Annotated in this window: 23 protein-coding genes; 20 read left to right on the top strand and 3 right to left on the bottom strand. The window is 61.0% G+C overall.

Annotated elements, in window-relative coordinates:
• Positions 1 to 168 precede the first annotated feature (168 nt).
• The 6 genes from GRI69_RS15285 to GRI69_RS15260 all read left to right on the top strand — a co-directional run bounded on the left by GRI69_RS15285 (position 169) and on the right by GRI69_RS15260 (position 4211).
• A complete protein-coding gene (locus tag GRI69_RS15285) occupies positions 169 to 567 on the top strand; it encodes a single-stranded DNA-binding protein (protein WP_160729030.1) in 399 nt (132 codons plus the stop codon).
• 122 nt (positions 568 to 689) lie between these two features.
• Positions 690 to 1127, top strand: a complete 438-nt coding sequence (locus tag GRI69_RS15280) for a hypothetical protein (RefSeq protein ID WP_202392055.1) — start codon at positions 690 to 692, stop codon at positions 1125 to 1127.
• A 239-nt stretch (positions 1128 to 1366) separates the two neighbouring features.
• Positions 1367 to 1588, top strand: coding sequence for a hypothetical protein (locus GRI69_RS15275; RefSeq protein WP_160729029.1), 222 nt, complete (start codon positions 1367 to 1369; stop codon positions 1586 to 1588).
• Between the two features lie 683 nt (positions 1589 to 2271).
• Positions 2272 to 2748 (top strand): type II RES/Xre toxin-antitoxin system antitoxin, encoded by a 477-nt coding sequence (gene parS, locus GRI69_RS15270; RefSeq protein WP_063612609.1) that lies wholly within the window; start codon positions 2272 to 2274, stop codon positions 2746 to 2748.
• Complete coding sequence (locus tag GRI69_RS15265; RefSeq protein WP_119587717.1) at positions 2745 to 3242, top strand: RES family NAD+ phosphorylase; 498 nt, start codon at positions 2745 to 2747, stop codon at positions 3240 to 3242. The genes parS and GRI69_RS15265 overlap by 4 nt, the downstream gene beginning before the upstream one ends.
• Before the next feature lie 93 nt (positions 3243 to 3335).
• Complete coding sequence (locus GRI69_RS15260; RefSeq protein ID WP_160729028.1) at positions 3336 to 4211, top strand: lytic transglycosylase domain-containing protein; 876 nt, start codon at positions 3336 to 3338, stop codon at positions 4209 to 4211.
• Here GRI69_RS15260 and GRI69_RS15255 read toward each other — a convergent pair.
• The 3 genes from GRI69_RS15255 to GRI69_RS15245 all read right to left on the bottom strand — a co-directional run bounded on the left by GRI69_RS15255 (position 4191) and on the right by GRI69_RS15245 (position 5656).
• A complete protein-coding gene (locus tag GRI69_RS15255) occupies positions 4191 to 4466 on the bottom strand; it encodes a hypothetical protein (RefSeq protein WP_063612611.1) in 276 nt (91 codons plus the stop codon). The two genes, GRI69_RS15260 and GRI69_RS15255, sit on opposite strands and share 21 nt — an antisense overlap.
• Positions 4467 to 4744: 278 nt before the next feature.
• Positions 4745 to 5155, bottom strand: coding sequence for a hypothetical protein (locus GRI69_RS15250; protein ID WP_160729027.1), 411 nt, complete (start codon positions 5153 to 5155; stop codon positions 4745 to 4747).
• A gap of 153 nt (positions 5156 to 5308) precedes the next feature.
• On the bottom strand, positions 5309 to 5656 hold the full coding sequence (locus tag GRI69_RS15245) for a hypothetical protein (RefSeq protein WP_160729026.1): 348 nt from the start codon (positions 5654 to 5656) through the stop codon (positions 5309 to 5311).
• Between the two features lie 354 nt (positions 5657 to 6010).
• Here GRI69_RS15245 and GRI69_RS15240 point away from each other — a divergent pair, with 354 nt between their 5' ends.
• The 14 genes from GRI69_RS15240 (at position 6011) to traU (ending at position 16782) form a co-directional block, all read left to right on the top strand.
• A complete protein-coding gene (locus tag GRI69_RS15240) occupies positions 6011 to 6328 on the top strand; it encodes a hypothetical protein (protein WP_063612614.1) in 318 nt (105 codons plus the stop codon).
• 85 nt (positions 6329 to 6413) lie between these two features.
• Entirely contained in the window at positions 6414 to 6698 is a 285-nt protein-coding gene (gene traL / locus GRI69_RS15235; protein WP_063612615.1) for a type IV conjugative transfer system protein TraL, read from the top strand.
• Between the two features lies 1 nt (position 6699).
• Positions 6700 to 7263, top strand: coding sequence for a type IV conjugative transfer system protein TraE (locus GRI69_RS15230; RefSeq protein ID WP_119587720.1), 564 nt, complete (start codon positions 6700 to 6702; stop codon positions 7261 to 7263).
• On the top strand, positions 7260 to 8057 hold the full coding sequence (locus GRI69_RS15225) for a type-F conjugative transfer system secretin TraK (RefSeq protein ID WP_063612617.1): 798 nt from the start codon (positions 7260 to 7262) through the stop codon (positions 8055 to 8057). Before GRI69_RS15230 ends, GRI69_RS15225 begins: the two co-directional genes overlap by 4 nt.
• A gap of 5 nt (positions 8058 to 8062) precedes the next feature.
• Positions 8063 to 9352 carry a TrbI/VirB10 family protein gene (locus GRI69_RS15220; protein ID WP_082863935.1) on the top strand — a complete coding sequence of 430 codons (1290 nt, stop codon included), beginning with the start codon at positions 8063 to 8065 and terminating at the stop codon, positions 9350 to 9352.
• 9 nt (positions 9353 to 9361) lie between these two features.
• On the top strand, positions 9362 to 10240 hold the full coding sequence (locus GRI69_RS15215) for a DsbC family protein (protein WP_227819756.1): 879 nt from the start codon (positions 9362 to 9364) through the stop codon (positions 10238 to 10240).
• Positions 10237 to 10890, top strand: coding sequence for a hypothetical protein (locus GRI69_RS15210; protein WP_063612618.1), 654 nt, complete (start codon positions 10237 to 10239; stop codon positions 10888 to 10890). Before GRI69_RS15215 ends, GRI69_RS15210 begins: the two co-directional genes overlap by 4 nt.
• A 6-nt stretch (positions 10891 to 10896) precedes the next feature.
• The gene (gene traC / locus GRI69_RS15205; RefSeq protein ID WP_419957075.1) at positions 10897 to 13452 is read left to right on the top strand and encodes a type IV secretion system protein TraC; all 2556 of its coding nucleotides are present in this window, start codon (positions 10897 to 10899) and stop codon (positions 13450 to 13452) included.
• Complete coding sequence (locus tag GRI69_RS15200; protein WP_160729024.1) at positions 13449 to 13793, top strand: hypothetical protein; 345 nt, start codon at positions 13449 to 13451, stop codon at positions 13791 to 13793. Before traC ends, GRI69_RS15200 begins: the two co-directional genes overlap by 4 nt.
• Entirely contained in the window at positions 13786 to 14337 is a 552-nt protein-coding gene (locus GRI69_RS15195) for a TrbI F-type domain-containing protein (protein WP_063612620.1), read from the top strand. The genes GRI69_RS15200 and GRI69_RS15195 overlap by 8 nt, the downstream gene beginning before the upstream one ends.
• Entirely contained in the window at positions 14324 to 14845 is a 522-nt protein-coding gene (locus GRI69_RS15190; RefSeq protein ID WP_337191082.1) for a S26 family signal peptidase, read from the top strand. The genes GRI69_RS15195 and GRI69_RS15190 overlap by 14 nt, the downstream gene beginning before the upstream one ends.
• Positions 14842 to 15498, top strand: a complete 657-nt coding sequence (gene traW / locus GRI69_RS15185) for a type-F conjugative transfer system protein TraW (RefSeq protein WP_229735712.1) — start codon at positions 14842 to 14844, stop codon at positions 15496 to 15498. The genes GRI69_RS15190 and traW overlap by 4 nt, the downstream gene beginning before the upstream one ends.
• Positions 15495 to 15767 (top strand): hypothetical protein, encoded by a 273-nt coding sequence (locus tag GRI69_RS15180; protein ID WP_160729023.1) that lies wholly within the window; start codon positions 15495 to 15497, stop codon positions 15765 to 15767. Before traW ends, GRI69_RS15180 begins: the two co-directional genes overlap by 4 nt.
• Positions 15757 to 16782, top strand: a complete 1026-nt coding sequence (gene traU, locus GRI69_RS15175; protein WP_160729022.1) for a conjugal transfer pilus assembly protein TraU — start codon at positions 15757 to 15759, stop codon at positions 16780 to 16782. The genes GRI69_RS15180 and traU overlap by 11 nt, the downstream gene beginning before the upstream one ends.
• The last annotated feature ends 7 nt before the right edge of the window (positions 16783 to 16789 follow it).

Raw genomic sequence — 16789 nt, 5'->3', positions numbered from 1 at the left:
CCTTTCCGGCCGTGTGGTCGCGCTTCGCGCGCCTGCCCGCACCACCCGTCATGAACAGGTTTCCCTTGGAGCTTAGCTCCTGCGGTGCTGTCCTCCCATGCCCTGCTTCTTTCAGATGTTCGCAAGCCGGAGATGGTCTCCGGTTTGAGGAACTGAAGGACTTACATCATGACCAATATCGCAATCCTCACCGGCCGCATCGCTCGCGATCCGGAAACCCGCGAGACCAAGGGTGGTACCAATGTCACCGGGATCACCGTCGTCACCGATCGCCCTGCACGCGACAAGGATGGCAAGACCTACAAGGACGAGAACGGCTACACCGCCAAGGAAAGCGAGTTCCACCGGGTGACCTGCTTCAACGGCCTCGCCAAGACCGTTGGCCAGTACTGCTCCAAGGGCCAGCTGGTCAGCGTCCAGGGCCGCATCCACTACACCCAGTGGGAGGACAAGGATGGGGTCACGCGCTACGGCACCGAGATTCTCGCGGACAAGGTCGACTTCCTCTCTCGCGGCAACGGTTCGGGCGATGAGCACGACAACACCGATGCTCCCGAGATCGACTGAACTCTCTCCTCGATCTCAATCCGAAAGGGGTCCTGTCCGAGCCGGACAGGCCCCCTTCTGTTGTATCAAAACCCGAAAATCTTTCAGTAATCGTTTGCCAAAGCGGTGCTACCAAGAGCTCCATGACTGACCAAGCAATCGTCTGCTATCCGGGTGAGACCGCGACTGCTACCGAGGTGGTTGCTCTTGCCGATGAGTATCGGTTCGCGGCACAGCTTCTCGTCCAGAATGGGCGGCCTGGACAGCCGAGGTCGCGGGCACCGTTTCGCATGGTCGCGATCCATGCGGTCGAACTGTACTTGAACGCATTCCTTCTCCAATCGGGTCACAGCGCGGGTCAAGTCCGGGGGCTCCAGCACAACCTCGCGGCAAGGGCGGACCTCGCTGTCGATCGTGGTCTAGTGCTTAGGAAACGGACACGCGAACACTTGCACGCCATGTCGCAGTCGCGCGAGTTCCTTGTTACGCGATACGTGCCCAGCGGTACCAGCCTATCGGAAATCAATCGTCTTCAGGCGACGCTCGCAGAGGTCGCGCAGAAGGTCTCGGCAGCGATCTAGCTCGGGATCGTAGGGGAGGGGGCCTGGCTCACGGTTGTCCCATTCTGATGGCCGCGCAACCGGCGCGTCAAGGACGGCAGGGTCCCACCATTTTGCCTCCCCTTCGCTGCGCTACGGTCCGACAAAATCGTTACCCCTACCGCCGCTTCGCGGTCGCCCGAGCGGGCGATCCCTGACCCACCGGCCGCACGCCCATCCGTCCTGCTCCTGCCGTCAACGGCAGACATCAGGAGGATACAATGGCTTCAATTGCTCAGCACAATTCGAACTCGGAACGCTACTTTGCCGCGCTGGCTGTGGCAGAGCGAAGGGCGCTGCACAGCTTCTTCGATCAGCACATCGTTGAGGACAAGCGCTTGGGATATTTTGCCTTGGACGAGGGCGACTACAACGCACTTCCGGCGCACCTTGCAGCGCGCGTTGTGAATACGGTGCATGGGGCAATGTCAGATGAGTTCTGACCGCACTTGCGAAGCAGGGACCGGCAACGGTTCCTGCCTTTTTTCTTGTTCGCATGAGCGGGTTTGTAGACCAATCTGCGGAAACAAATTCGAAGCCAACCGGTGCTTGGAAACGCCGTGAGCATCCGACGTCACTCCGTTTCACGAATGCTATCTGGTCCCCGCCACTGAACCGAAAGCGACATCGATCTTACCCTGATGGGGTTGGGACGCAGGCGGCAGACAGCCAGTGCCCCGACACCCGTCCGGGGTGCTTTGCCATTCATTTAGAGAGGGTTGGAGAGATCGACAAAATGCATTCAGCCGACCACGATTTCCGCCGATGTAAGGCCAGTTTGTAGCCCAGAGCAATCTTGGAATGAAATCTCGCGTTGTCCCAGCAACGCCCGTTTGCTCTCGCTCCGAAAATAAGAACGTAAAATCAATCCATTGAACGGGTCTCAGCAGCTACTGGAAACGTCCGCGCAATTGGGAACTTGACAGGCACACCGTACGCAGCGGTGGAAGTCAGCTTTATGAAACGAAAAGCCTGACGCCAGCTATTCTGCACCCGGCCGTGTGAGGCACTGATCGAGACTGAAACCCCGCCAAATCGCCTGCACGCATCAGTCTCTTGGGGCTCACAGTGAATTGACAAGATCGCTCTCGATGCCATATGTCGCTCTACAAACGACAGGTGACATATGGCGACAGTGATTGAACGAGAGGATGATGCGATCGTTACCCGAGCGGGCCGCCGGCTTGGGGGCAAATCAACCTTCAAGCGGCCGCTCCGCAATCGTCTCGACGCGCACGAGGTGATCGAAAAGGGTTTCCCCGGCGGAGCACTGATCTTTTTGTCCGAGAACGTTGCCTTGTTGCAGCAGCCCGGCGCTTTCGAGAAGGCGATGGGTATCAGTCTTCGTACCCTGCAGCGCCGAAAAAGGGAGGATTCGCCAAAGCGATTGAGCCTTGAACAAAGCGGACGGGCGTGGAAATTCGCTGAGCTGCTCGAGGAAGCAATCGAGGTGTTCGGAAATCAAGAGGACGCGGAGGCATTCTTCAACCGCCCAGCCTTGGGGCTGAATCAGCGTCTGCCGATCGATCTTCTCAGCACGCCGGCAGGCACGGAGCTAGTCGAAACCCACCTTGAACGACTGAAATATGGCGTATACGCGTGACGCCGCTGCCGGGAGGGCTGGGGTCTGAGGACATCCACGCTTGGCGTCTCGACCACGACGATTTCAGAGCGACATGGAATAGTGGCGAAGGCGCTTATCGCGTCGGAGGCCGGTGGAATGCTCCAGGCAAGAGAGTGGTTTACTGCGCGATAGATCCGTCTACCGCTATTCTTGAGGTTGCGGTCCATAAGACCTTCCGCGTGCTTGATACCGTTCCACACGTATTGACTGCGTTGCGCGTTAAGGATCCCTCGACGGTAAAGATCGTGCAACCGGGCGACGTACCCAATCCCAACTGGCTGTCACCTGGGATACCGAGTGCAGGACAGCAGACGTTCGGCAACGCACTACTCGAGAACCATGCATTCTTGCTGATACCGAGCGCCGTGTCGTCAAAAAGCTGGAACTTGATGTTCGATCCCGTGAAAGCAGCCGGTGCCTATGAACTGGTCGAGCAGGAACGCTTCGCGCTCGATACGCGGCTTCACCCGTGATATGAGAGCGGATCGATTGCGGAGCATTGCCTATCAGTCTGGGCGCATCTAGAAGAGCGAAGCGATAGAAAAACCATGCCGAAAGGTATGGTTATGAAAAATCTACTGGTTGCAATCCTCTTCCTGTCTGTCCCGGCATCCGCGCAGCAAGCGCAATTGCAAACATTCTCGCCAGAACGCTCGTCCGCGTTTGTAATGCTCATACCGGGTGTTCCATCGGCGGCTTCGCCTTTCAACGATTCCCAGGCTCTGCCATCACGAGCTTCGGCACTCGAGGCCGACTTCGCGAACCTCAACGCGACTATGGAGCCCGGGGCCGAGCCGTCACTCGACCTTGTTCCGGCAGCGACCTTCGTGCCGGATTGGATGAGGGGAGGGCGCCCGAAATTCGACTATAGCGTCTATCGCCGCAGAGCATACTTTCCTGATCCGGATTGCCTCACGACAGGGTACTTTCCTCGTCAGGGCATCAGCGCGGATGCCCAAACGCGCCGGCGCCTCTACTTCCATAATATTCTTACAGCAGCCTGCGAAGCCGGAGTTCCCGTAACGCTTTTCGACGCATTGGTTGCGCAAGAGAGCCGCTATCGTCCCCACGCGCGAAGTCATGCAGGCGCGATGGGACTCACGCAACTCATGCCGGGGACCGCGCGCTATCTGAATGTCCGCAACCCGTGGGACGTGCGCGAGAATCTAACTGGCGGCGCGCGCTATCTGCGCGAGCAGCTCGATCGGTTTGGTTCGTGGGAACTTGCGCTGGCGGCTTATAACGCCGGTCCGGGCCGCATTGAGCAGTACGACGGGATCCCGCCTTTCCGGGAGACCCGCAATTATGTGCGAACGATCATGTCGGCGCTCGATGGCGGCGCGGCTCCCGAAGTGCGGTCTCCGCCGTTACTCGCTGCCAACCCGTTCAGGAGGACAAAGCTGGTTTCCTTCGCTCGGCCGTCAAAGATCCCAGAAAACTGAGAACCCCACGCTCCAGGCGTAATACAAAGCTACCGCGACGATGACCGGTGCGCCTTTGAGATAGTTGATCTGCCAGCGAAGCCAGATCTTTGGCAGAAGCAGCGTCTTGTCGAGACGGGTGGCGAGGGCGGGACGCCACCTTCCGGCGCGCCAATCGTGTGCGGTTACCAGAACAGCGAGGACAGCGCACATCAGCGCCATGATACCGACGGCAATGTAGAGCGACGTCCAGGCGATGAGAGCTTCTTGCTTCATGATTCCTGGCTACCAGCGTGCCTCTTGCATATGGTGACCGAGCCCGAAGCTGTCCGATCCAGCTCACCGAACATCGCCTCGTTCCGTCCGAACCGCGTATGCTTGAAATTGACATCGCCGCTTTTCGCTTGATTGACGACGAGGGCTTTCATTTAGACCTCCGCTGCTTTCCGTATTTCATTCTGCGCCAGATCCCTGTTCGGCAATGAGAGCGCTATGTTGCGACATGTGGGGCGCCGGATGGCCAGCAGAGACCACCCAGGTAGTCCGAGCAACGCTCAACCGTAGGCGAAATCGAAGTCTCCACCGTTGCGTCGGTCTTCGAGCTTGCGGTGGTATTTTGCGATTGCGGAAGACGTGTTTTTTGCAATTCCGTTGCAGAGTTCGTCGCGAATGGTCTCGAAGGTGCCTTCGCAGGCAGCGAGCTCGCCTGGCAGATGGGTGGCCATAGCGATCGCAACGAGAGCCGAGGTCTCGCAGCACGGATCTTCATAGGAAGCTGGGTCCGAGAAACACTGAACTGTGATCGCAGCGCGGATCGGATCGATTTCGAGTCGTGCAGACACGGCATGGAACTCAGCGATCGGGAGCGATCCTTCGGCAATGCGTTCGAAGAAGCGGTTGCGATGGCTACGCCGGATGACCCCTTCGTTGACCAGCTTCCGCACGCTCACGCCGCGCTTCTGCATCTGATCTCTGATGAGGACCGAATATTCCTCCTGAAGCTGACTGCAGCTTTTTATCTCAGCTCGCTGTGACCCCTCGGACATAGTTCCTCCGATGCCCCGCCCTATGCATACGCATACCTTGGAAGAGGGTAGCGATGTTTGGCAAGACAAACTTTATCGTTGAGAAATGACGAGCGCGCAGAAAACAACCGTCTCCCGGACACCGCATGGGCCACCGAGACGCTCACTCAAATCAGTCTTTATCTCGTCCAATCTGGCGTTGAGTGGGCGCGAAAGGCGAAGATAGATCCGCACTCGGCCGTCTAGCGGGAGCTGCCCCGCGAAAAGCTTGAGCTGTTCCTTGGTAGGTTTCGGGCGGGAGTTGATGGCCTCAATAATAACGTCTTTCAGGCGCTGAAACTTCAACCTTTCAACCGTGAGGATTCGGATCGCGTCCGCGATTATCGCGAAGGGCTGCTCGCCCATCAGCAACTCATGCACAACCTCGCTGTCGTCTGACATAGAAGCTCCTCGCCCCCTCAAATCTTTGTGCGGGCGCGCCCTGTCAGCGGCTCGAAAGGTCAGAGAATCAGATTTTGTGTTTAGATGGGGGAGGTGGCTCTGCATACAGGCCAGCTGGCTCTGTATTCGGTCCATCGTGGGCCCGATTTCTTGCCAGGTAGGCACACTGGCGTAGCCAAGTGGCTTCGTTTTTGCACCCGGTAGGGACGAATTTCGATGCCGAGCGGCCATGCAAACGGTGATTCGAAGTCGGGTAAAGCTAAAGATACCCACGCAATAGTTGAGAAATGGTTCCCGATCTCCCCTTCTGGTCTTGGCGCATTGCGCCATTCGTCAAACCAGAAGGGAAAGACAATGAAAGCACTCGACCTCAAGAAGGGCGGCGCGAACCTTGCCGTCGCTTTGGCTGCAGCGGCCGGGATGAGCGTATTCGGAATCGATGCCGCGATGGCCGGTACCGACTCCACGTTCGATACCGCGCTGACGCAGTTCACCAACTTCCTCGAAGGCTCGGGCGGTAAGATCATCACCGTGCTGTCGCTTGCCGGCGGCATCGTGGCGCTTGCCTCCGGTCGCTTTTCGCTTGGCCAGGTCGCGATCCCGGTTGGTGTGGGGGTCGGTGCCGGCACGGGCGTGCCGATCGTCACCTCGACGATTACCGGCACGGTCTGATTTTTCGATCGGACTCTCACCACGGGATGCGGCCTGCTGATTGCCTCGCGAGACGCAGCCGCCCCCAAATTGGCGGTGACGACCTTTGGACCAGTATTCAATCCCAAGACACCTCGACGATCCCGAGTTGATCGGGTTCTGGACGCTTGATGAATTCCTCATAATGTTGATTCCATTCGGATGGGGAATTCTTGCGCAGCACATCGTTATCGGACTTCTCTTCAGTGTCGCTGCATGGTTTTTCTATCGCAAAATAAAAGCCGGGCGTTCGATGTATTGGGTTGTGCATTTTGCCTATTGGCATCTGCCGGGTGGGTTCTTTGGTCTGAAGGTCGCTCCGCCTTCTCATCTTCGTGTGATGGCGGGCTGAAATGGAACTTTCTCTTGCTCACGAGGCGTCGCAACGGACGCTGAAACAGCGCAATCTCCTCGCGCTCATCTGCATCGTTCTCGGCATCCTTGTGGTTGTGATGTTCACGGCCGCCTCGACGCGCGATCGGGAGGTCGTCCTGCAGCCGATCCTCCCGAGCGAAATGACGCTTAGCTCCTCGTCGGTCACGCCCGAGTATCTCGAGGCGGTAACACGCGACACCGCGCAGCTTGCGCTCAATCGCTCGCCTGAAACCCTCCAGTACTGGCTCGACGGGATCGTCGCCATCGCCGCGCCGGAGTCGCGCGGCGCGCTTAAAGCCAAGCTGATGGAGATCATGGCCGAGCAGGAAGGCTCTCAGGTCACGCAGTTCGTCACCATCGACTGGATCAGGACCGACCCCGACGAACTCACGAGCCAGGTCGGCGGCGTGCTCCATACGATCGTCGGTTCGCGCGACGTGCGCCGCGAACACAAGGTCTTCGAGTTCCACTGGAAATATACCGGCGTCTCGCTCCGTCTGAAGGGCTTCGGCGTCGTCGTGAAAGAAGGAGAGGAAGAATGAACCCGGTCATTTCCTCGCTCATGATCGTCTCCGGCGGGCTGTTGGCCTCGCGTCTCGACTGCTACCTTACGCGCTTGAGCGGCGCGGCGCTCATCGCAGGCGCGTTCGTCATCTCGGCTGCGCCCGCACTCGCGCAGGAACACATTCTCGCCGTCGACAACGGCGAGGTACGTTGTCAGGCGTCGAAATCAGACCTTACCCGGATCGCGCTCAAGGACGATCAGTTCGTCGCCGTGTCGCGCGTCCAGAGCGGTATCGAGGCCGAGGACTTCTCGATTGTCCACGAACCCACGCGCGGCGACATCTATCTGTCGGTGCCGGGAGGCTACACCAAGCCGAACATTTCCTTCTTCGGCACGACGCAGAAGGGATACGTCTACAAGTTCGACTGTCAGGTGTCGGGTGACGGCGCGTTGCAGGTCTTCGTGGCCAACGCGGATATCGAGCATCCGCAGCCGCAGGCCGAAACGCTGCAAGCTGCTTCGCTCGACGATCGTGCGGTGGGCCTCGTTCGGGCGATGTTCGAACAGCGTCCCGTGACGGGCTTCGAGATCAGCGACGCCGCTCGCGCGCCGGTGAACGTCGGCGACATCAAGGTCCAGCTGGTCAGCGAATATCGCAGCCCGACCATGACGGGCAAGGTTCTTCGGATCGAGAACACCGGAGCCGCTCCCATGACGCTGCAGGAAGAGCTCATCGCCGGCGACGGTGCGATCGCCGTTAGCATTTCAAACCGCGACCTCGCGAGTGGACAGGCGACTGCCGTCTATGTCGTCGTTCCCACAGGAAGGTAACTGAGATGGATCTCCTGAAGCGCAAACCCAAGGATCTGGATGCCGCCGGATATGACGAGCACGATGAGCTCGACGAGAGGGGTTCGATCGCGGAGAACGACCAGACCCAGAAGCGTCAGAAGATGCTGATGTACGGGCTGGTGGGCGTCATCGCGATCGCGGGTTCGATGTACGTCCTCGATACCGACGATACCATCGAACAGGCGATGGACGACGGTACCGAGACCACGGTCTCGACCGACGCCCTCATGAACCGCCAGCGTGTCGACCAGGAATGGGTCGCCATGTACGAGGGCGAGATCAACTCCCAGGGGCAGCGGCTGAAGGGCGTCGAGGCGCAGGCCGGCCAGATGATGGAGCTTCAGTCGCAGGTCGAGAGTCTGCGCAACGAGAACGCCGCGATGGCTCGCGATGGCCAGCGTGTTCTGGAAGCATATGAGCGCGAGAACGAGCAGCTACGCCAGCAGGCGAGCCGCGGGAACGCCCGCCCGAGTGCTCCGGGTCCGGTCGCCGCTGCACAGGCTTTGGGGGTCGCCCCCTCCTCATCGCCTGTCGCGGCGCCGCCGCAGCCGCCGCGGCGCGCCAACGATGTGCAGATGGTTTCGTTCACGGCGAATGGTGGCACGGGTTCGCGGATCGACGCTTCCAAGTCGCCCGCCATCTACACAGACTCTCCGAACTACTTGCCTCCCAACTCGATCGCGAAGGCGACGGTGGTCGTGGGGGTCGACGCCACCACCAACACACGCAGCCAGAGCGATCCGCTCCCGGTGCTTCTCCGCATCACCGGACCAGCGCGCTCGGTCTACAGCGAGGGCCGCCTTCTCGCCACTCGCGTACAGGGCTGCATGGTGAACGGCGCGGCTTACGGCGACCTTTCCTCGGAGAAGGTCTACGTAAAGCTCCAGCGCATGACCTGCGCGCAGCCTGGCGGCCGCTTCGCGGTGTCGGAGGTGAAGGGCTTCATCGCCTTCGGCGGCAAGGTCGGCGTTCGCGGCCGGGTGGTCAGCCGCGAAGGGTCTCTGACGACTCAGGCCTTCCTCGCTGGTCTCGTCAGCAGCGCCGGCACCGCCCTCAACGGCTCGTTCAACGCGCCCATCATCTCGGGGGGTCGCGAAGACCCGGATGCAAGTGAGGTCGGACTGCGCGCTCTTGGCGGCGGTGCCGAACAGGCCGGCACGACCCTCTCCGAATATCTCATCGAGCGCGCGGAGCAATATCAGCCCGTCGTCGAGATGCCCACCGGCGCAAGTGTCGAGGTCGTGTTCCTCGACGGCACCTTCATCAGGAACTGAGAGGCAATCATGCTGAAGAATTTGACCCTCAAGCGGCTCATGCACGGCGATCATAAAGCCGGTCTCGTCCGGACTGTTCAAGCAGTCGGGATCCTTGGCGCGGGAGGCGTTCTTGCCCTTGGAGCCCAGGCTCTCGCGCAGAGTTCCTCGGACGCTGCGGTGCAACAGGCTCTCGCCGAACGCCTGCCCAAGACCGAGATCACCGCGATCGACTGCGAGAAGATCGAGGGCGTATGCGAGGTGCAGGCTCGGCAGAACCTCTTCTACATCGATCACGGCGCTCGCTATCTCATTATCGGCCGCGTCTACGACATGGAGACCAAGCAGGATCTGACGGCGGCGCGGCTGCTCGAGATGAACCCCGACATGCTGATTGGGGGAGGCGGCGGAGAATCGGCAACGGCCAGCGCCGACATGCAAGCGCCCGCCGCAGGCGATGCCACGGGCGGCTCGATCGACGATCAGATCGACCCTCGCGCGCTGGCTGCGTTGCCGCAGAACGGCGCGGTCGTGATGGGCCGGGGGACAAAGACGGTCACCGTCTTCAGCGACTTCCGCTGTGGCTATTGCAAGCGGCTTCATGAGACCCTCGAGACGCTCAACGTGAAGGTCGTCGAGCGCCCAATCTCGGTGCTCGGCACACGCCCGATTTCCGAAGCCGTGATCTGCTCTCCCGACAAGCGCCGGGCCGTGAATCAGGCGTATGATGGCGGGTCGATCACCACCGGATCGGAATGCGACACGTCGGGGCTCGATGCCAACGAAGCTTTCGCGCGCCAGCATGGCTTCAATGGAACCCCCGTAATCGTCCGCGAGGATGGTGCCGTCGTTCACGGCTACCGCCCCCGCGAATTCCTCGAAAGCTGGATCCAAGGGAGTGCATCGTGAACAGCAAAGCCATTCTCACCATCGCCGCGCTTGGCGGCGCGCTCTCGGCCTGCACCACACTGGGCACCAATGTGAGCGGCAGTTTCCGGTGCGATGCTCCCGACGGTGTGTGCGCCCCCTCCACCGTGATCGACGACAACGCGATATCGCGGATCGAGGAAACGAGCTCCACCGATCTGCTCAATCCCGCCGGTCCCTACCAGATGGATGACGGGATCGATGCTCCGGTCCACAGCACCGTTCTCGCGTCCGCTCCCATGACGGCGACCAGTGCCCCCAGTTACGAGCTTGCCGTTGTCTTTCCGGGCTACACCGATGCGACGGGCATGATCCACGCACGGCGGACCGTCAGGACCGAGGCCGTCTTGCCCGGTCGCGGTGATGCGATGGACGCGATGGCGATGCGCGGGCGCAATCCCACGCGCAACCAGGGGCTGCTTGCCGCTGCGGAGAGTGCCCCGCCGTTCCTCGCGATCACCCCCGATATCCTCCCGCCCGCGGCTGATCCTACGGCAAAGCCGCAGGAAGTCGCCGTCGCGACAGGGACCGATCCCATCGCGGCGATCGAGGCGCAGGTATCCGAACGCCTTGCAGGCCAGCAGGCGAAGCCGCGGCGGCAGGCCGCATCGTTTCCCGGCGTGGTGGAGTGAAGCGCGATGATGAGAGCATTCAGCAACATCGTGGACCTGGTGGTCGGCGACAGCCGGAAACCCGAGCAGAAGTCGAACCCGCCGCAGGTGCCGATGCTGTCGCATTACCTTGGCTATCGCTCCTACGACGAAGACAAGCGGGTCTTCCACCAGGTCCGCTCGAAAGGCTTCATCCTCGAGCTTGCGCCGCTGGTCGGGGCCAATGATCGCGTCAACGACATCATAAGTTCGCTGTTCTCGGATATCCTCCTGCCCGGGACCAAATTCAGCGTAACCAATTATTCCTCTCCGCGCGTCGCGGAGAAGCTGCAGGACTGGGCGCTACCGCGCTTCAGCGCCTCGGGCGTCTTCCAGACCCTTGCCCGACATCGTCTCGACAAGCTCCGCAACGGCGCGTGGTCGACTCTCGCGAGCGACGGCCCCTTCTTCGTCCGCAATTACCGTGTCGTCATGTCGGTCGGCGTCAGTCAGGGCTCCGGGCTGACGACCGATGATCTGGTGACGATGCGCGACGGAACCATTTCGGCGCTGGAATCGATCGACGTTCCAATCAAGCAATTCGAGCCCACCGATCTGATCCGCTTTTTCGACGAGATCCTGGCTCCATCGACCGGAGCTGGAGACGAGGTTCCGGGGTACAACCGGTTCGACCCAATCAACGAACAATGCGTCCGCCGCGATCTCGTCACCCATGTCGAGAAAGATCGTCTTATCCTTCATGCGCAGTCGCTCCGCCCAACGGGTGCCTCTGTCGAGGGCGTGCCGGAGATGAAGGATTTCGTTCCCGAGCGCTTCGACATCCGGACGATGGCGGTACGCAATTTCCCCGATCGCTGGGCTCCGTGGGACACGCAGAAGATCATCGGCGATATCTTCAATCCCAAGCTGAACTTGCCGTGCCCGGTCCTCCAGACCGTGTGCGGGGTCATCCCCGGGCAGGAGTCTTCGGAAAGCAAGGCGGGATACAAGTTCGCGCGCACGAGCTCGCTGGCGGAGGGAAAGGGCGTCAAGCTCGTCCCGAAGCTTCGCACAGAGGCCGCCGAATGGCAGTTCGTCCAAGACCGTGTGAAGCAGGGCGAAAAGCTGGTCTCATGCTATTATGCGGTTTCGATCCTTGCGCCCAAGGGACGTGGCGAGCCCTGCGAGCGAACGCTCAAGGCGCTCTACAAGGCGAGCGGGTGGGACCTGATCGACGAGACCCATATCCAGCTGCCCGCCTTCATGGCCCATTTCCCGCTCATGCTCGCGGACGGACTCGATTCCGATTACAAGCGCATGAAGCGGCTGCGCACCATGCGCTCCACGAACGTCGCGGCCATCGCACCGATCCAGGGTGAATATGTAGGCGGCAACATTCCGCATCTGCTGTTCATCGGGCGCCGGGGACAACCGCAATTCTGGTCGCCGTTCCAGAACGGTGCCGGCAACCACAACGTGGCGATCGCGGGCAAGTCGGGTTCGGGGAAATCGGTCCTCCTTCAGGATCTGACGGCGAGCTTCGCCGGCGTCGGCGCGAAGACGATCGTGATCGATGACGGTCGCAGTTTCGAGCACATGGCGAAGGCGCTCGGCGGCACCTTTACCGAATTCAAGCTCTCTTCGGGCATTTCGATCAACCCCTTCCGGATGATCGACCAAGAGCTGGCCCAAGGCGACGATGACTATCTGGTCGACTGCCTCGCCATGTTGAAGTCGATCATTTCGCAGATGGCGCGGAACGAGACCCGACTGAACGACACCGAGCGGGGGCTCATCGACCAGGCCGTCAACGCCGTCTGGGAAGCAGAGGGTCGCGATGGAACGGTGGACCACATCATCGAGGCGCTCAAGCAGCCCGAACATCCCTTCGCCTACGATCTTGCGACCTCGCTGCTGCCGTTCGCCTCGACCGGGACATTCGGTCGCTTCTTCCTCGGCGATGCCAATCTGGACCTGTCAGCCGACCTCACCGTCTTCGAGCTTTCCGATCTGGCGACGCGCGAGGAGTTGCGCGGCGTGGTGCTGACATCCGTGATGTTCATTGCCTCTCAGGTGATGCGCCGGATGGACCGCTCGATCCCCAAACCACTCATCATCGATGAAGCCTGGCAGATGCTGAAGGGCGGGGCGATGGCAGACTTCGTCGAGACTTATTCGCGCACCTGCCGCAAATATGGCGGTTCGCTCATCACGGCGACGCAATCGATCCACGATTACTACAAGTCGGAGGGGTCGCGCGCCGCGCTTGAGAACTCCGACTGGTTCCTCATCCTTCAGCAGAAGGGCGAGACGATCTCCGATTTCCGCAATTCGGATCGCTTCGAGATGGACAACATGACCGAGGCGCTCTTGCGGTCCTTGAAGCGCAACGGCGCGGACTACTCGGACGTGTTCATCCGGGGGCCCGACACCGAGAGCATCGGGCGGCTCGTCCTCGATCGGTATTCGGCAGCGCTCTATTCCTCGAGCCCCGACGTCTTCGCCGACATCGAGGATTACGTCCACCTTGGCTTCCCGATGCACGATGCGATCGAGGCAGTAGCCTTTCCCGAAAGCCATCATATGCTGGAGGCCGCGGAATGAACGCGTTTGCACACGCCGGATCCCCGCACACCCGGATCGCACGCGGCCAAGACGCAATGGCCGTTGCGCTCCGCCTGATCGGGTGGTTCGCCACGACGGGCCTCGCGACCCTTGGCGTCGCGACCTTGTTCTTCGTCCTCCTCGGCAGCTTCACCCTTTCTGGGACGATGCTTCAGCTGGACAATTTGACCGCGCGCTTCCTCGCGGCCGACGCGGCTCGACAGGCGCAATTCCAAACGATCGTATTCACGGTCCTTGGCGGCGCCTTCGTTCTCATCGCTTTCTTTCGCCGCGCGAGCCTTCGCTCCGCTTTCGAACTCGCTGGAGGTGACAATGACTGATCTGTTCGAGAATGCCGATCGTGCGGCGACCGCCGAAGTTCGCAGGCCCAAGACAGTGGCTGCCAAACGTGCCTTTGCGGGTCTTTCACCCCGGGAGATCGTGCTGCTCGCTGCCGCCGCCGCCATCTTCATCTGGGGAGCCTGGGTCACCAAGAACCTCGTCTCTGACGATGGGGGACGCCAGGAGTTCGTGCAGCTTCAGCTGCAAGGGATCATCGGCGAATATCTGCAGGCCCAGGCGCGATCGAGTTCCGACGAGCAGACCGCCGCCCAGGAAACGGCCGTTTTCATGGCCGCACTCGATCGGACCGTCGCTGGCTTGTCGAAGAGCGGGAAGGTCGTTCTCGTCCACGAGGCGGTGATTGGCGGCGCGATCCCGGACGTCACCCAGAGCGTAAAGGCGGCTGTCTACGCGAAGGTGCCGCGCCCGCAAATCGCCCAGGCATCGATCGACATGCAACAAACACAAGACGCGCGTGTCGAGCAGGAAATGCAGGCGTTCATGGCCGCGAACGGGGGAGGGCAGGGCGGTGTTCAACAATAGAGCCAAGCGGCTGTCGACCAAGGGCAAGCTACTCGCGATCGCCGCGCTTTTCGGCATCGGAACCGCGGTGACGTCCCTGCAGCAATGGAGCGAGACCCATGCTTTCATGATTAACGCAACGGATTCGCTGCCGAACTGGGCGTTCCTTGTCGAAAGTGGCCGCTTTCCCGACCGCGGGGATTACGTGATATTCCACCCGGGCCATGATCCGGTCACCCAGAAGTATTTCGGCGAAGAGCCTGGCGCCTTCGCCAAGATCGCCTTCGGTCTGCCCGGCGATTTCGTGACCCGCGAAGGCCGCGACGTGCTGGTCAATGGCGAGCGCATCGCATCGATCAAGCCGCTCACCAAACGGGGCGATCCCCTGACCGAAGGTCCTCTCGGCGTCGTTCCGGAAGGCTGCGTGTTCGCGGCCACTCACCACAAGGATGGCTTCGACAGCCGCTATTCGCACATCGGCTTCGTGTGCCGCGACCGCCTCGTTGGAACGGGAGTGGCGATCCTGTGAGGTATCGTCTCGTCATCCTCTCATGCGCCGCCGTCACCGCGGCTGCGACGGCGCCGTCGATGCCGACTGCGCAGGCGCAGGCGCAGGATCATGGCCAGATGGGTCAGACCTGGCCCGTCATCGAGCCCGACCTCCTGTCCGTCATCAAGGCGCGTCTCGATCATGCGCAGGCGACCGGCAAGCTCGACGAGATGAACCAGCAGTTCGCCGCGAAAGTGAAGGATCGCGTCATGCGTCCGGTTCCCGTTCCGGGAATGGCGCGTGCCGAAGAGACGCGTTCGTGGGAATTCGATCCCGCGATCGTGGTCGAGAACGACATTCGCGACCACCAAGGCAATCTGATCGCGGCGCGTGGTCAGCGGGTCAATCCGCTAACGACTTCGGGGCTATCCAAGAAGCTCGTCTTCGTGGACGGCGACGATCCCGCCGAGGTTGAATGGGCGCTCGGGCACGGACCCGATGAACGCGCCAAGATCATTTTCGTCGACGGTTCGCCCTTCGAATCCATGAAAACTCACCAGCGTCGGTTCTACTTCGACCAGGAGGGCAAGCTCACCAGTCATTTCGGCATCACCCGCACGCCCGCGCTCGTCGAGGCAAAGGGCGATCTCCTGCTGGTTACCGAAAAAGCTATCCCCCGGAGGCAATCGTGACGTCCTGGCGCGATATGATCCCGGTTCCGCTGGCCGCTCCGGAAACCAAGGAGCTGCGGGCTGCGCGCTTCCGCGTCATCGCAGCCTGCCTGGTTCTCGCGGTCGCACTTCTGTTCCTTGGCGAGCTTCGCCAGCTGATCGGGTCCGCCGCTCTCCCGAGCCTGGCCGCGGCCTTCACCTTCATGGCCGTTCAGGGCTGGGCATGGGCCAGGCTGAAGAACGCCGCGGACGATGCCTGGCTCTTCAGGGAGACCGACGATGTTGCGTAGGTGGCTTACCGTTGTTGCGGCGCTTGCCGCCCTTGCTCTTGTCGCGCCGGCGTCCGCCCAAGGACTGCCCTCCGGTCCGGGGCGTTGTTCCGGATCGTTTGTCAATCCGATCACGGATGTGTGCTGGGGCTGCATGTTTCCACTTTCGCTCGGATCGCTCAAGATCTGGCCATCCTCGCGCGCCGATACCAAGAATCCGGATCTGCCGATCTGCGCGTGCGGAACGCCCGTGCCGCGCGTCGGGCTTGCGATGGGATTCTGGGAACCCGTGCGCCTTGTCGATGTCTCGACAAAACCGTGGTGCTTTCCAAATCTCGGAGGCATCAAGCTCGACCCTGGCTTCCCGATCGGTAACGGCTATGCGTCGAACTCTTCGCAGATCGGAGGACAATCGCAGAACACCGCCAAATATCACGTTCATTATTACATCTATCCGCTTCTCTATTGGCTGGAGGTCGTAACCGACTTCCTGTGCCTTGAGGCGAGCTCCTTCGACATTGCCTATATGAGCGAGATCGATCCGCTCTGGCAGGACGACGAGCTGACGACGCTGTTAAACCCGGAAGCGGCGCTCTTCACCTCGCCGATCGCGCAGGCCGCGTGTTCGGCCGACTGCATCGCCTCGACCGCCAAACTGCCGATCGACGAGCTGTTCTGGTGTTCGGGTTGCCAAGGGCCGATGTATCCGATGAACGGCAATATCGGAGCCAATGTCGGCATCAAGCAGTCGGCGCGGCTCGCGGCCGAGCGGATGATCTACAAGATGCATCGCCAGGGCCTTGCCTGGGGGACCAGCGGCTCGAAGGCCCTTTGCTCGAAGTACATCATGCCGATCCTGAAGAAGAGCCAGTATCGGCTTCAGCAGGTCAATCCGACGCCGATGGTCAGCGGGCGCGAAAGCTGCTCGCCGATCGGGGCGACAACCATCTTGCCCAAATCCGGACAGGTTTACCCGGTCAAGGGAGAGGACGTCGGCTTCCTCCTTTGGCGTAAACGCAATTGCTGCGTGCTGTAGGACGGAG

It is taken from the genome of Qipengyuania vulgaris (assembly GCF_009827325.1).
In the GTDB taxonomy this organism is placed as follows: domain Bacteria; phylum Pseudomonadota; class Alphaproteobacteria; order Sphingomonadales; family Sphingomonadaceae; genus Qipengyuania; species Qipengyuania vulgaris.
The sequence above is the reverse complement of the archived record's forward strand: the minus strand, read 5'-3'. Positions and strand labels throughout refer to the sequence as shown.

Bases quoted from the DNA above. Each gene is read 5' to 3' on its own strand.
- GRI69_RS15285 (WP_160729030.1), top strand. From the start codon at position 169: ATGACCAATATCGCAATCCTCACCGGCCGCATCGCTCGCGATCCGGAA.
- GRI69_RS15280 (WP_202392055.1), top strand. From the start codon at position 690: ATGACTGACCAAGCAATCGTCTGCTATCCGGGTGAGACCGCGACTGCT.
- GRI69_RS15275 (WP_160729029.1), top strand. From the start codon at position 1,367: ATGGCTTCAATTGCTCAGCACAATTCGAACTCGGAACGCTACTTTGCC.
- parS (WP_063612609.1), top strand. From the start codon at position 2,272: ATGGCGACAGTGATTGAACGAGAGGATGATGCGATCGTTACCCGAGCG.
- GRI69_RS15260 (WP_160729028.1), top strand. From the start codon at position 3,336: ATGAAAAATCTACTGGTTGCAATCCTCTTCCTGTCTGTCCCGGCATCC.
- GRI69_RS15255 (WP_063612611.1), bottom strand. From the start codon at position 4,466: ATGAAGCAAGAAGCTCTCATCGCCTGGACGTCGCTCTACATTGCCGTC.
- GRI69_RS15250 (WP_160729027.1), bottom strand. From the start codon at position 5,155: ATGCAGAAGCGCGGCGTGAGCGTGCGGAAGCTGGTCAACGAAGGGGTC.
- GRI69_RS15245 (WP_160729026.1), bottom strand. From the start codon at position 5,656: ATGTCAGACGACAGCGAGGTTGTGCATGAGTTGCTGATGGGCGAGCAG.
- GRI69_RS15240 (WP_063612614.1), top strand. From the start codon at position 6,011: ATGAAAGCACTCGACCTCAAGAAGGGCGGCGCGAACCTTGCCGTCGCT.
- GRI69_RS15230 (WP_119587720.1), top strand. From the start codon at position 6,700: ATGGAACTTTCTCTTGCTCACGAGGCGTCGCAACGGACGCTGAAACAG.
- GRI69_RS15225 (WP_063612617.1), top strand. From the start codon at position 7,260: ATGAACCCGGTCATTTCCTCGCTCATGATCGTCTCCGGCGGGCTGTTG.
- GRI69_RS15220 (WP_082863935.1), top strand. From the start codon at position 8,063: ATGGATCTCCTGAAGCGCAAACCCAAGGATCTGGATGCCGCCGGATAT.
- GRI69_RS15215 (WP_227819756.1), top strand. From the start codon at position 9,362: ATGCTGAAGAATTTGACCCTCAAGCGGCTCATGCACGGCGATCATAAA.
- traC (WP_419957075.1), top strand. From the start codon at position 10,897: ATGATGAGAGCATTCAGCAACATCGTGGACCTGGTGGTCGGCGACAGC.
- GRI69_RS15200 (WP_160729024.1), top strand. From the start codon at position 13,449: ATGAACGCGTTTGCACACGCCGGATCCCCGCACACCCGGATCGCACGC.
- GRI69_RS15195 (WP_063612620.1), top strand. From the start codon at position 13,786: ATGACTGATCTGTTCGAGAATGCCGATCGTGCGGCGACCGCCGAAGTT.
- traU (WP_160729022.1), top strand. From the start codon at position 15,757: ATGTTGCGTAGGTGGCTTACCGTTGTTGCGGCGCTTGCCGCCCTTGCT.